The organism is Janthinobacterium foliorum (genome assembly GCF_978021625.1).
The window spans coordinates 293,479-307,497 of the sequence record NZ_CDXDQE010000004.1; the positions used below are offsets into that span (position 1 = coordinate 293,479).

A 14,019-nucleotide genomic window follows, 5' to 3' on the forward strand; every position below is an offset into this window, starting at 1 on the left:
ATTCCATGAACAGAAGAGAAGCTGTATTGGCGCTCGGTAGCGCCATGGCCCTGGCCGCCTGTGGCGGGGGCGGTTCCGATAGTGTTCCCGTCGTGTCCGTCACGCCGCCCGTCGTGCCCCCTGTCGTCCCGCCCGTGGTGCCGCCGGTGGTCACGCCGCCCGAGGTCGTGCTCCCCGTACAAGGCGCCATCACGTTTATCAATGCCTCCGTGCATGACCCGTCCCTCATCAAGGTGGCCGATACCTATTATGTGTTCGGTTCGCACCTGGCGGCCGCCAAGTCCACCGACCTGATGAACTGGAGCAAGATTGCCGAAGGCGTCAACGCCAGCAATCCCCTGTTTAACAATGTCGTCAGCGCCCTGGCCGACACCTTTGCCTGGTCGCAAGTGACCGGACTGTGGGCGCCGGACGTGATCCAGTTGGACAATGGCAAGTTCGCCATGTATTACAACAGCTGCAAGGGCGATTCGCCCCGTTCCGCCATGGGCCTGGCCCTGGCCGATGCGGTCACAGGCCCGTACGTCAACCAGAAGATTTTCCTGAAGTCCGGCATGTGGGGCCAGGTCAGCGAAGATGGCGTGACCATCTACGATGCCCTGACGCAACCGAACGTGGTGGACCCGAACACTTTCCGCGATGCCACGGGCAAGCTGTGGATGATCTACGGTTCGTATTCGGGCGGCATCTTCATCCTGGCCATGGACCCGGCCACGGGCTTGCCCGTCGCCGGGCAGGGCTATGGCAAGCACGTGATCGGCGGCAACCATAGCCGCATCGAGGGCGCGTACGTGCTGTACAGCCCGCAAACGCAGTATTACTACCTGTTCACCTCGTTTGGCGGCCTGGACGCGAACGGCGCCTACAACATGCGCGTGGCCCGCTCGCGCAATCCGGACGGCCCGTATGTGGACGCCAAGGGCAAGGACATGCGGCAAGTCAAGTCGAATCCCGCCTTGCCCCTGTTCGACGACGCGTCCATCGCGCCTTACGGCCAGAAGCTGATGGGCAACCATCAATTCGCGCTGGCAACAGGTGAGACGGGCACGCCGCTGGGATATGTGTCGCCAGGACACAATTCAGCGTTTTATGATGCCGCCACGCAGCAGTATTTCCTCATCTTTCATACGCGCTTCCCGAACACGGGCGAGCTGCACGAAATCCGCGTGCACGAGCTGTTCATCAATGCCGATGGCTGGCTGGTGGCGGCGCCGTTCCGTTACGTGCCCTTGAGCAAGAGCGTCACGCCGCTGGCGGCGCAGGTGGCGGCCACGGAGGTGGCGGGCAGCTATCAACTGATCAACCATGGCAAGGAAATTTCCACGGCGCTCAAGCTGTCGCAAAGTATCGCGCTGCAGGCCAATGGAACGATCAGCGGGGCGCAGACGGGCACGTGGCAGCACCAGGGCAACAACCTGGTCGCCATCACCCTGGCGTCCGGCGGCCTGTTCAATGGCGTGCTGTCGCGCCAGTGGAATGCCAATGCGCAAGCCTTCGTCGTCACGTTCACGGCGCAGTCGGCCGACGGCGTGTCGCTGTGGGGCGCCCGCACGGGCACATAAAGTAAAAATCAAGGAGAATCATTATGCAAACGCTCAAGCGCGGCCTGGCCGCCGTTACCGCCACCCTGATGGCGCTGTCCTGCCATGCCGCGCAAGTGAGCGTGCACGACCCCGTGATGGCCAAGGAAGGCGACACCTATTATTTGTACAGCACGGGGCCCGGCATCACCTTCTACAGCTCGAAGAACATGGTCGACTGGCAGCCGGAAGGGCGCGTCTTCGCCGGCCAGCCCACGTGGGCGAAGACGGCCGCGCCCTCGTTTGACGACCATATCTGGGCGCCCGACGTGCAGTTCCACAACGGCAAATATTACCTGTACTACTCCGTGTCCGGCTTCGGCAAGAACACCTCCGGTATTGGCGTGACCGTCAACGCCACCCTGAATCCCCGCTCGCCCGACTACCGCTGGGTCGACCAGGGCATGCTGCTGCAATCGGTGCCCGAGCGCGACGAGTGGAACGCCATCGATTCGAACATCGTCACGGACAAGCAGGGCACGCCGTGGATGTCGTTCGGTTCGTTCTGGAACGGCATCAAGCTGGTGAAGCTGAATCCCGACTGGAAAACGATTGCCGAACCGCAAGAATGGCATGCGCTGGCGCGCCGGATGCCGCTGCCGCCGCGCGCGGGCGAATTCAAGCCGGCGCCCGAGGAAATCGAAGCACCGTTCATCTTCCAGCGCGGCGACGATTATTTCCTCTTCGTTTCGTGGGGCCTGTGCTGCAAGAAAGCCGACAGCACCTATCACCTGGCCGTCGGGCGCGCCAAGAGCGTGACGGGGCCGTACCTGGACAAGGATGGCCGCGACATGGCGCAGGGCGGCGGCACGGTGGTGCTGCAAGGCGACAAGGACTGGAAGGGCCTGGGCCACAACAGCGCCTATACCTTCGACGGCAAGGATTACCTGGTGCTGCACGCCTACGAAACGGCGGATGACTACTTGCAGAAACTCAAGATCATGCCCATGACGTGGGACAAGGATGGCTGGCCGCACGTCGATCCGCGCGACCTGAACCGCTACCAGAGCCGCCAGTTGCCCGCCGCTGCCGCCAAACCGTAAGGACGCATTGTGAAAAAAACCGTGTTGATGCTGGCGCTGGCCGCCGGCGGCCTGGCCACGCCGCCGCTGCAGGCGGCCGAGCTGTTTCCCCTTTCGTCCGTGCGCCTCGGTGCGGGACCGTTTCTCGATGCACAGACGACGGACCTGCATTACCTGATGGCCTTCGACCCGGATAAATTGCTGGCGCCGTTCCGCCGCGAGGCGGGACTGCCGCAGCCGCAGCCCAGCTATGGCAACTGGGAAGCGACGGGTCTCGACGGCCACATGGGCGGGCATTACCTGTCGGCGCTGGCCCTGATGGTCGCGTCCACGGGCGACGCGCAAGTGCGCGCGCGCCTCGATTACGTGCTGGCGGAACTGAAGAAATGCCAGGACGCCAACGGCAATGGCTACCTGGGCGGCATTCCCGACGGCAGCGCCGCCTGGCAAGCCGTGGCCCGGGGCGAGATGCAGGCCGACACTTTTTCCGTCAATGGCAAGTGGGTGCCGTGGTACAACCTGCACAAGGTGTACGCGGGCTTGCGCGACGCCTACCAGCAGGCGGGCAGCGAGGAGGCGAAGGGCATGCTGATCGCCTTGTCGGACTGGGCCGTGAAACTGTCGGCCTCGCTTTCCGACGCGCAGATGCAGGCCATGCTGCGCGCCGAGCACGGCGGCATGAATGAAGTGCTGGCGGACGTCTACGCGATGACGGGCGAGCAGCGCTACATGGACCTGGCCGTGCGCTTCTCGCACCAGGCGATTCTGCAGCCGCTGGCGGCCCGCCAGGACAAGCTGACGGGCCTGCATGCGAATACGCAAATCCCGAAAGTCATCGGTTTCGAGCGCATCGGTACGCTGACAGGCCGGCGCGACTGGCAGCAGGCGGCGCAATTCTTTTGGCAAACCGTGCACGACAAGCGCACGGTGGCCATCGGCGGCAACAGTGTCAAGGAACATTTTCACGACGAACACGACTTTTCCTCGATGGTGGAGGAAGTCGAAGGGCCGGAAACGTGCAACACCTACAATATGCTCAAGCTCACCGAGCAATTGTTCCAGCGCGACGAACAGGTGAAATACGCGGATTACTACGAGCGCGCGCTGTACAACCATATCCTGTCGTCGCAGCGCCCCGGCACGGGCGGCTTCGTGTATTTCACGCCCATGCGGCCGAATCACTACCGCGTGTATTCGGAAGTGGACAAGGGCATGTGGTGCTGCGTGGGTTCCGGCATCGAAAGCCAGGCCAAGTATGGCGAGTTCATCTACGCGCACGAGGGCGAGGCCCTGTACGTGAACCTGTTCATGGCGTCCACCCTGGAGTGGAAAGAGCAGGGCGTCAGGATCGTCCAGTCGACCCAGTTCCCCGACCGGGACACGACGCGCATCACGCTGAGCCAGTTCGCGGGCAAGAAGACGCTCAGCATGAAGATCCGCTACCCGCAGTGGGTGGCGAAGGGCAAGCTGGGCCTGAAGCTCAATGGCAAGGCCCTGCGCGTGCAGGGCGTGCCGGGCGAGTACGTGACCATCACGCGCGCCTGGAAGCAGGGCGATACGCTCGACGTGATCTTGCCGATGAGCACGCGCCTGGAGCAGATGCCGGACCAGTCGAATTACTATGCCGTGCTGCATGGCCCCATCGTGCTGGCCGCCAAGACGCAGCCGTTCGCCAATGAAGCGCTGAATTATTTTGCCGACGACTCGCGCATGGGCCATATCGCCCAGGGCCAAGTGTGCCCGCTGGAATCGTCGCCCCTGTTCGTCAGCGACACCAAGGATTTCATGCACAAGATCAAGCCCGTGAAGGGCCAGCCGCTGACGTTTACGGCACCCGGCTTGATCCAGGGCAAGGATGCGGCCACCTTGCGGCTGATTCCCTTCTTCCGCCTGCACGATGCGCGCTACATGCTGTACTGGCCCGTGTCCACGCCCGCCAACCTGGCGCAGCTGCAGGAAAGCACGCGCCAGGCGGAAGCGCAGCGCCTGGCTCTGGATGCGCAAACCATCGACCAGGTGGCGCCCGGGCAGCAGCAGCCGGAATCGGACCATTTCTTCAAGGCCGAGGGCGGAGAGAATGGCGTCAACAAGGGCATGCACTGGCGCCATGCGACAGGCTGGTTCAGCTATGACTTGAACGACCCGCAGGGCGAGGCGACAACCTTGCGCCTGACCCTGTCCACGCTGGACGCGGGGCGCGTCTTCGACGTGCTGGTGAATGGCACGCCGCTGCAGACGGTGGCCGTGGCGGCCGATGCACCGCAGGAACTGCATACGGTAGACATTGCCATCCCCGCGGCCCTGGTGGCGGCCGCCAAGGGCAAGCTCGTCGTGAAATTTGTTGCCGGCAAGGATAGCGTGGCCGGCGGCCTGTACGGGCTGCGCCTGCTGCGCTGACAGGAAAGCACGCCCGGGGGAAAGCCACGGCAGCCGTCAAGCGATACGCAAATCGGTATCGCAAGCGAAAAAGAATTGATTGGATGGCTATGTGGCTTTCTCCTACCATGGGTTCATAAAAAACCGCCCATCCGGCATCCGGCTGTGATGGTATTCCAATAAAAACTGGAGACAAGAATGACATTGACACGCCGCACCCTCCTCGCCAGCGCCATGCTGCTGGCCGCTTCCGCCAGCACCTTCGCCACCTCGTCCGCGTTTGCCGCCAAGCCCCTGGTCATGGGCTTTTCGCAGGTGGGCGCCGAGAGCGAGTGGCGCACTGCCAATACCGTCTCCATCAAAGATGCTGCCAAGAAAGATGGCGTCACCTTGAAATTTGCCGATGCGCAGCAAAAGCAGGAAAACCAGGTCAAGGCGCTGCGCTCCTTCATCGCGCAAAAAGTCGACGTCATCGCCTTCTCGCCCGTCGTCGAGTCGGGCTGGGATACCGTGCTGCGCGAAGCCAAGGCTGCCAAGATTCCCGTCATCCTGACGGACCGCGCCGTCAACGTGGCGGATAAATCGCTGTACGTGACCTTCATCGGTTCCGACTTCGTGGAAGAGGGCCGCCGCGCCGGCCAGTGGCTGCTCGATTACGCCAAGAAAACCCCGGATGCGACCCTGAACATCGTCGAGCTGCAGGGCACGGTCGGTTCCGCGCCCGCCATCGACCGCAAGGCGGGCTTCCTGGAAGTAGTGGGCAAGAACCCGAAGATGAAGATCATCCGTTCGCAAACGGGCGACTTCACGCGCGCCAAGGGCAAGGAAGTGATGGAAGCGTTCCTGAAGGCGGAAGGCAAGAAGATCAACGTGCTGTACGCCCACAATGACGACATGGCCATCGGCGCCATCCAGGCCATCGAGGAAGCGGGCATGAAGCCGGGCAAGGACATCATCATCATTTCCATCGATGGCGTCAAAGGCGCGTTCGAAGCGATGATCGCCGGCAAGCTGAATGTCACCGTGGAATGCAGTCCATTGCTGGGCCCGCAACTGATGTCGGTGGCGCGCGATGTGGTGGCCGGCAAGCCCGTGCCGGCGCGCATCACGACGGTGGAAGGCGTGTTCCCTGCCGAGGTGGCCGCCAAGGAATTTCCTAACCGTAAATACTAAGCTTGCCGCATGATGAATACGCAAGCGCATCACGACGCCGCGCCAGCTCCCTTGCTGGAGTTGCGCGGCATCAGTAAATCCTTTCCCGGCGTCAAAGCCCTCAGCAATGTCGCCCTGCGCCTGTATCCGGGCGAAGTGCATACCCTGATGGGGCAAAATGGCGCCGGCAAATCGACCTTGATCAAGGTACTGACGGGCGTCTACACGCCCGACAGCGGCCAGATCCTGCTAGACGGCCAGCCCATCGCACCCGCCTCCACGTCGGATGCGCAGGCGCTCGGCATCAGCACCGTGTACCAGGAAGTCAATCTGTGTCCGAACCTGTCGGTGGCGGAAAACATTTTTATCGGCCGCTATCCGCGCCGTTTCGGCGCCCCCTTTGGCCCGATAGACTGGCGCGCCATGCAGCAGCAGGCGCGTGCCTTGCTGCTTCAATTGCAGATCGATATCGATGTCACGGCGCAGCTGTCCAGTTTTCCGCTGGCCATCCAGCAAATGGTGGCCATCTCGCGCGCGCTGAACATTTCGGCCCGCGTGCTGATCCTCGACGAACCCACGTCCAGCCTGGACGAGGCGGAAGTCAACCTGCTGTTTTCCGTGCTGCGCCGTTTGCGCGAGCAGGGCATGGCGATCCTCTTCGTGACGCACTTCCTCGACCAGACCTACGCCATTTCCGACCGCATCACCGTCATGCGCAATGGCGAGCGGGAAGGCGAATACGCGTGCAGTGAACTGTCGCGCCTGGCGCTGGTGAACAAGATGATCGGCGTGGCAGCCGATACGCAGGAGCAAGCGCTGGACCTGGCGCAGGAAGCGGGCGCCGCCAGCGTCGGTGCCACCGTGCTCGAAGCACGGGGACTGGGTCGCAAGGGCGCCTTGCTGCCCATGGATTTCCACATCCGCCAGGGTGAATTGCTGGGCCTGGCAGGCTTGCTCGGTTCGGGTCGCACGGAACTGGCGCGCCTGCTGTTCGGCGCCGACAAGGCGGACTCGGGCACGATCACCGTGCAGGGCAAGCCGCGCCACTTCCACGTGCCGCGCGACGCCATCGCGGCCGACATCGGTTTTTGCTCGGAAGACCGCAAGCACGAAGGGGCGATTTTGTCGCTGTCCGTGCGCGAAAACATTATTTTGGCCTTGCAGGCCCGCACGGGCTTGCTGCGCGCCATTCCCTTTAAACGCCAGCAGGCGCTGGCCGACGAGTATGTGAAAGCGCTGGGCATCAAGACGGCCAGCATCGAGACGCCCATCGGCAGCCTGTCGGGCGGCAACCAGCAGAAAGCCTTGCTGGCGCGCTGGCTGGTGACATCGCCCGCCATGCTGATCCTGGACGAACCCACGCGCGGCATCGACGTGCGCGCCAAGCAGGAAATCATGAGTTATGTCAGCAAGCTGTGCCGCAAGGGCATGGCCATCCTGTTCATCTCGTCCGAACTGCCGGAAGTGCTGCGCTGCAGCGACCGCATTCTGGTCATGCGCGACCGCAAGGCGTGCGGCGACTATGCGCGTGGCGAACTGGACGATAGCTCCGTGCTGCAAGTCATTGCCGGAGAGACAGCATGAGCATGACCACACCGTCGCCCGCAGCGCCTATCAAGGCACCGCGGGCGGCCTCCACCACGGATTCTTCCATAGTGCATACCGTTTTGCATCACCCCCTGAGCCGGCCCGTGGCCGCGCTGTTCTTGCTGCTGCTGGTCGATTTCTTCGCCATCCCCGGCTTTTTCCATCTGGAAGTGCGTGACGGCCATTTGTACGGCAGCGTGATCGACATCGTCAACCGTGCCGCACCGCTGATGCTGGCGGCCCTGGGCATGACCCTCGTCATCGCCACGCGGGGCATCGATATTTCCGTGGGCGCCGTCGTGGCCCTGTCCGGCACCGTGGCCGCCATGCTGATCGGCGGCACCATGGTGATGGACAACGGCGTGCCCACCTACGTGAGCAACATTCCCATGGGCTGGGCCCTGGCGGCGGCCCTGGGCGCGGCCCTGCTGTGCGGCGCCTGGAACGGCGTGCTGGTGGCGGGCCTGGGTTTGCAGCCCATCGTCGCCACCCTGATCCTGATGGTGGCCGGGCGCGGCCTGGCGCAGCTGCTGACGGATGGCCAGATCGTCACCGTCTACTACCAGCCTTTCTTCTTCATCGGCAGCGGCTATCTGTTCGGCTTGCCGTTCTCGCTGTTCCTCGTGGCGGCCGTGTTCCTCATCACGGCCGTGCTGATGCGCAAGACGGCCCTGGGCCTGTTCATCCAGGCCGTCGGCATCAACCCTGTCGCCGCGCGCCTGGCGGGCATCAGGACGGCGACCCTGATCTTTTTCGTCTACGTCTTTTGCGCCGCCTGCGCGGGCCTGTCGGGGTTGATGATCAGCTCGAACATCAAGAGCGCGGACGCGAACAATGCGGGCCTGATGCTGGAACTCGATGCCATCCTGGCCGTGACCCTGGGCGGCACCTCGCTGGCCGGCGGCAAGTTCAGCCTGGTGGGCAGCATGATCGGCGCCCTCATCATCCAGACCCTGACCTACACCATCTATTCGCTGGGCGTGCCGCCGGAAGTGAACATGGTCGTCAAGTCGGTCGTCGTCTTCCTCGTCTGCCTGTCGCAGTCGTCGGAATTCAAGCAATTGCTGCATCGGAGAAAAGCATGAAGGGCTTGCTGCACACCCCGTATTTCACCTCGCTCGTCACCGTCCTGCTGCTGGTGGTGATGCTGGGGCTCGGTGGCGCCGCCTACCCGGGCCTGCTGTCGACGCAGGTGATCTTCAACCTGCTGATCGATAACGCTTTCCTGCTGGTGATCGCCGTCGGCATGACCTTCGTCATCGTTTCCGGCGGCATCGACCTGTCCGTCGGTTCCGTGCTGGCGCTGTCGACCATGATCGCCGCCTGGCTGCTGAACGTGGCGCACTGGCCGCCGACCCTGGTGATCGCCACCGTGCTGGCGCTGGGCGCCGTGTTTGGCGCCAGCATGGGCGCGCTGATCCATTATTTCAAGTTGCAGCCCTTCATCGTTACCCTGGCCGGCATGTTTCTGGCACGGGGCCTGTGCTACTTGATCAGCATCAATTCCATCACCATCGACGATCCGCTGTTCGTCGCCATGTCGCAGACGCAATTGCAATTCCTGGGCGGCTTCGTCTCGCCCGGCGTTGTCATCGCCGTGGCAACCTTGCTGCTGGCCATCTGGCTGGCGCACGTCACGCCGTTTGGCCGCGCCGTGTATGCGATCGGCGGCAATGAACAGTCGGCTTTGATGATGGGTTTGCCAGTGGGCCGCACCAAGGTGCTGATCTACGCCTTCAGCGGCTTTTGCGCGTCGCTGGGCGGCGTGCTGTTTTCGTTCTACATGCTGTCCGGCTATGGCTTGCATGCGCAAGGCACGGAACTGGACGCCATCGCCGCCGTCGTCATCGGCGGCACCCTGCTCAGCGGCGGCTACGGCTACGTGGCGGGCGCCTTGTCCGGCGTGCTGGTGCTGGGCACCATCCAGACCCTGATCGCCTTCGACGGCACGCTCAGTTCGTGGTGGACCAAGATCGTCATCGGCGGCCTGCTGTTCGTCTTTTGCGTCGTGCAAAGGCTGATGGCCATGGGCCAGAAAAATACCAACGGGAGTTAACCTTATGTTGAAGCAACACACACTTGCCGCAGCCATCGGCATGGCGGCAGCGCTCGCCTGTGCCCCATTTGGCGCGCAGGCAGCCAACCCCATCGTGAAAAACATCTACACGGGCGATCCGGCCGCCCTGGTCGACAATGGCCGCGTCTACCTGTACGTCGGCCACGATGAAGCGAGCGCCACGGACACGGATTACCGCATGAACGAGTGGCGCGTGTATTCCTCCTGCGACATGGCGAACTGGACGGATCACGGCTCGCCCGTGCGCTACTCGACCTTCGCGTGGGCCGGCAAGGATGCCTGGGCCGGCGACATCGTCAAGCGCGGCAGCAAGTATTATTTTTACTCCACCGTCGACCACAAGACCATCCCCGGCAAGGCTATCGGCGTGGCCGTGTCCGACAGTCCGACGGGGCCCTTCGTCGACGCGCGCGGCAGCGCCCTGATCACGAACGACATGACGAAGCAGACGGCGATCCCGTGGGACGATATCGACCCGGCCGTCTTCATCGACACGGATGGCCAGGCCTACATTTACTGGGGCAACACGGTCTTGAAGTACGCCAAGCTGAAAGCCAACATGACGGAGCTGGACGGCCCGATCCTGACCTTCGGCATGGATGCGTTCACGGAAGCGGCCTATATGCACAAGCATGCCGGCACGTATTACTTGTCGTACTCGCGCAACTTCCCGGAAGAAACGGCGTATTCGACGGGACCGACGCCCACGGGGCCGTGGCATTTCCGCGGCACCATCATGGACAAGAACGCCATCGTGAAAACCATCCACCAGGCCATCATCGAGTTCAACGGCAAGTCCTACATCTTCTATCACAACGATAAATTGCCCGGCGGCGGCGAGTACCGCCGTTCCGTGGCCGTGGAAGAGCTGAAGTACAAGCCGGACGGCACCATCGAGTTCATCCACCAGACGCAGCAGGGCCCGGCCGCCAATCCGAGCGCCGACTGCAAGGCATCCTGATCGCTGCTTGACGACACACAAAAAGGAGACACAGCGATATCTATAATATCGATATCAGCCAGAAACTGATATCGATCATGATATGATTTATTCATGGATACCCTCAACCCCAACTGGTTCTTGCGAGCCCGCCTGAAGACGCGGCAATTGCTGCTGCTGATCGCCCTTGACGAGCAGCGCAACATCCACCGCGCGGCGGAAGAATTGCACATGACGCAGCCGGCCGCGTCCAAGCAAATCAAGGACCTGGAAGAGATGCTCGACGTGCGCCTGTTCGACAGGCTGCCACGCGGCATGGAACCGACCATCTACGGCGAGACGATGATACGCCACGCCCGCATGGCGCTGACGAGCCTGTCGCTGGCGCATGACGACATCGTGGCCCTGAAGTCGGGTTTGACGGGCCAGGTGGAAGTGGGGGTGATCATGACGCCGGCCATGGCCCTGCTGCCGCGCGCCATCGCCCGCATCAAGCAGCAGGCGCCCTTGATGCGCATCGGCGTGCACCTGGAGCACAGTAATACCCTGATGGACATGCTGCAGCATGGCACCCTGGACTTCATGATCGGGCGCATCCTGGAAAAGGAAAGCAGCGCCGGCCTTATCTACGAGGAATTGACGGAAGAGCCAGCCAGCGCCGTGGCGCGCAATGGCCACCCGCTGCTGTCGCGCAAGAATCTGCAATTGAAGGACCTGGCGGGCCAGCCGTGGATACTGCCGCCGCAGGGCAGCATCCTGCGCCACCGCTTCGACATGATGTTCCGCCGCGCCAGCCTGGAGCCGCCCGTGGACGTGGTCGACACGACGGCCTTGCTGTTGATCACATCATTGCTGCAGCAAACGGATTCCCTGCACGTGATGCCGACGGAAGTGGCCCATTACTACGAATCGCTGAACGTGCTGAGCATCTTGCCCATCGAACTGCCGTGCAAGATGGATGCGTTCGGCATCATCCGCCAGCAGGATCATCTGCTGTCGCCGGGGGCGGACATGCTGCTCAAGGCAGTCCGCGCCACGGCCGCCGACATGTATTGACGATCACCCGATAAACCGTCCAGGGCATTGTTGCCGCGGCTTGGCGTAGATTCGTACTGCCTGCGGCACGGCGCCTGGCCCTGAACATTTTCTTCGGCGCCGTCACCAACTTCGGCGATTTTTATTGCCAATTAATCGGGCACTTCAAAAAAGAACAGCTGCACCAGCCGGCCATCCTCCGGCGTTGCGCCAAACACATTGCTGATCGAGTGGAAATAATGGCCCTTGTAGACGATCAGGCGGTTGTGGCGCATGGGTACTTCCAGCAGGGCTTGCCAACTGTCGCGCTGTTCCTGTAAGTCGTTGAATTTCTGCACTTTGCTGTTCGGCAGCCAGCGTTTCTGGAAATCCTTGAAGCTGGCGTAGCCGCCCGCCTTCACGTCCGCTTCCGGCAGTCGCCGGTACCAGCCGCTGGGCAGGTGGCGCCAGAAGGTGGTGCCGCCCTGGCACTGTTCGGGCGGGTTCAAGTACAGCACGCCCGCATAGAAATTGAAATTGTTGCCCGTCTCATTGTCCACGTGGATATCCGTGCGCGCCATGGCGTCCGCATAGCTGAGGCGGCAGGAGCCGTTGTCGGGCGAGATGAAGCGGATGGGGCGGCCCAGCGCCGTGGCGATGCGCTCCATGATGGCCTGGCAGGGCTGGCCCGCCGTCTGGCTGCCCGGGTAGTTCTGTCCCGCATAGCGCTGCTGTTCGAACGGCAAGGCCAGCGCCTGCGCCCTCCAGGCGGCCGGGTCGGGCAGGAAGTCGTCGAGGATGTGCAGATCCGTTTCGCGGATAAAGTCGTGCAGCGTTGGCTCGACGTTGAGCGGCGTCAACGTTTCGGCGTGCCCGGCTTGCGGGCTGGCAAAGCCGATGCGGCACGTCTGCGCCAGCGCCGGATGCAGCGCCAGCGCTTGCGCGTAGCGGGCCAAAGCCCGTTCCTGCTGTCCCGTGCGGTAGTACAGCTCGGCCAGGCCTTGCAGGGTTTGCCAGCGCTGTGGCCGCAGGGCGTGGGCACGTTCCAGTTCGGCGATGGTCTCCATCAGCCGCTGTTTACCCAGCAGCAATTCCGCATGGCTGACGGCGAAGTCGTGCTCGTGCGGCGCCAGCCGCGCCGCCGTGGCGTAGCTGGCCAGCGCCGCCTCGCTGTCCGTGCCGCGCAGCACGTTGCCCAGGTTGTAGTGGAACAGGGCGTTCTCCGGCTGCTGCCTGAGCGACAGCTTTAGCAGGCCCAGGCCGATGGTGCCCTGGCCCAGTTCCAGCATCGCCAGGCCCTGGAAATGCTGGGCTTCGGCCAGGGCCGGGTCCTGTTTAAAGGCAGCCTGGTAGGCGTTGATCGCCTCGATCAGCCTGCCTTGCTGCTGCAGTTGCCGGCCCTTGGCCAGCTGTTGTTCCGCCAGTGTCTGTTCGCCCATGTCACGATCCCGATGCAATGTGGCGAACAGTGTAACCGAGGCCGTTCTACTGCGCCTGGCTGACGGGAATTTCTTCCCCATTCAATTTCACCGCCACCTTGACGATCTGCGCCTTGACCTGGTTGCTGGCCATGTCCGCTTCCTGGGCGTAGGCATACACGATGATGGCGAAGTCCTTGTAGCCGCTGCGCGCCGCCTCGATCTTGCGGGCCGCTTCCTGGTCCACCTTCAGCAAGGAATAACCGTCGCCGTTGGTAAATGCCAGCTTGTAGTCGCCGTTGTCATACATGTAGTAATACGTGCCCGCTTCGGCGAACTTGGCGGGGAAGGCGGCCTTGTCCATGGAGTAGGGCGACAGCGCGCCCTGGCCATTGATCTGGTAGCGCAGGTAGCGTTTCGTCTTCGCTTCATTGACCTTGGCGTCGATCTGCGGTTTCAAGGCGTCCAGCACTTCCTGCTTGCGGAAGGCGTCGTTGCTGCCGGCGTACTCGCGCGAGATGCGCTGCGCCACGGCCGCGTAGTCGGGCGGCACGCCGGACAGGGCGAGGTAGCTGTACATCAACTGGTTGCCGCTGGTGATATCGACATAGCTGGCGCTTGGGGTGGCCGGGTCCGCCTGTGGCAGGCTGGCGGCGGCCGCTTTCACCTGGGCTTTCGCGGCCAGGTCGGCGACATTCGCGGCGACGGGGGCGGAAGCGGCAGGCGCGGCGGTATCGGACTTGCCGCAGGCGGACAGCAGGACGGCGATGGCGAACAGGGCGGGCAGGGTACGGATCATGATATTTCCTTCAAAGATGAGTTAAACGGCAATGGCGGTTTTAATTTTTTTAGA

The 14,019-nt window shown here is 62.8% G+C and carries 11 protein-coding genes; 9 read left to right on the forward strand and 2 right to left on the reverse strand.

Features of this window, described 5'->3' with window-relative positions; genetic code table 11:
* The first annotated feature begins 5 nt into the window (after positions 1-5).
* The 9 genes from ACZ92H_RS11580 (at position 6) to ACZ92H_RS11620 (ending at position 11,790) form a co-directional block, all read left to right on the forward strand.
* Entirely contained in the window at positions 6-1,562 is a 1,557-nt protein-coding gene (locus ACZ92H_RS11580; protein ID WP_465049430.1) for a glycoside hydrolase family 43 protein, read from the forward strand.
* Between the two features lie 23 nt (positions 1,563-1,585).
* On the forward strand, positions 1,586-2,623 hold the full coding sequence (locus tag ACZ92H_RS11585; RefSeq protein ID WP_465049431.1) for an arabinan endo-1,5-alpha-L-arabinosidase: 1,038 nt from the start codon (positions 1,586-1,588) through the stop codon (positions 2,621-2,623).
* 9 nt (positions 2,624-2,632) lie between these two features.
* Positions 2,633-4,999 (forward strand): beta-L-arabinofuranosidase domain-containing protein, encoded by a 2,367-nt coding sequence (locus ACZ92H_RS11590; RefSeq protein WP_465049432.1) that lies wholly within the window; start codon positions 2,633-2,635, stop codon positions 4,997-4,999.
* Positions 5,000-5,176: 177 nt separating this feature from the next.
* On the forward strand, positions 5,177-6,151 hold the full coding sequence (locus tag ACZ92H_RS11595) for an ABC transporter substrate-binding protein (RefSeq protein ID WP_131374628.1): 975 nt from the start codon (positions 5,177-5,179) through the stop codon (positions 6,149-6,151).
* 9 nt (positions 6,152-6,160) lie between these two features.
* Entirely contained in the window at positions 6,161-7,714 is a 1,554-nt protein-coding gene (locus ACZ92H_RS11600; RefSeq protein WP_465049433.1) for a sugar ABC transporter ATP-binding protein, read from the forward strand.
* Positions 7,711-8,802, forward strand: a complete 1,092-nt coding sequence (locus tag ACZ92H_RS11605) for an ABC transporter permease (protein ID WP_465049434.1) — start codon at positions 7,711-7,713, stop codon at positions 8,800-8,802. The genes ACZ92H_RS11600 and ACZ92H_RS11605 overlap by 4 nt, the downstream gene beginning before the upstream one ends.
* Positions 8,799-9,773: a galactofuranose ABC transporter, permease protein YjfF gene (gene yjfF, locus ACZ92H_RS11610; RefSeq protein WP_465049435.1), complete on the forward strand. Its 975-nt coding sequence runs from the start codon at positions 8,799-8,801 to the stop codon at positions 9,771-9,773. Before ACZ92H_RS11605 ends, yjfF begins: the two co-directional genes overlap by 4 nt.
* A 4-nt stretch (positions 9,774-9,777) precedes the next feature.
* Positions 9,778-10,755 carry a glycoside hydrolase family 43 protein gene (locus tag ACZ92H_RS11615; RefSeq protein ID WP_465049436.1) on the forward strand — a complete coding sequence of 326 codons (978 nt, stop codon included), beginning with the start codon at positions 9,778-9,780 and terminating at the stop codon, positions 10,753-10,755.
* Between the two features lie 93 nt (positions 10,756-10,848).
* The gene (locus ACZ92H_RS11620) at positions 10,849-11,790 is read left to right on the forward strand and encodes a LysR family transcriptional regulator (RefSeq protein WP_035823672.1); all 942 of its coding nucleotides are present in this window, start codon (positions 10,849-10,851) and stop codon (positions 11,788-11,790) included.
* A 131-nt stretch (positions 11,791-11,921) separates the two neighbouring features.
* On the opposite strand, the gene ACZ92H_RS11625 is transcribed toward ACZ92H_RS11620, so the two are convergent.
* The gene (locus ACZ92H_RS11625; protein ID WP_465049438.1) at positions 11,922-13,187 is read right to left on the reverse strand and encodes a DUF6445 family protein; all 1,266 of its coding nucleotides are present in this window, start codon (positions 13,185-13,187) and stop codon (positions 11,922-11,924) included.
* Between the two features lie 46 nt (positions 13,188-13,233).
* Positions 13,234-13,965, reverse strand: a complete 732-nt coding sequence (locus ACZ92H_RS11630) for a hypothetical protein (RefSeq protein ID WP_465049440.1) — start codon at positions 13,963-13,965, stop codon at positions 13,234-13,236.
* Positions 13,966-14,019 lie beyond the last annotated feature (54 nt).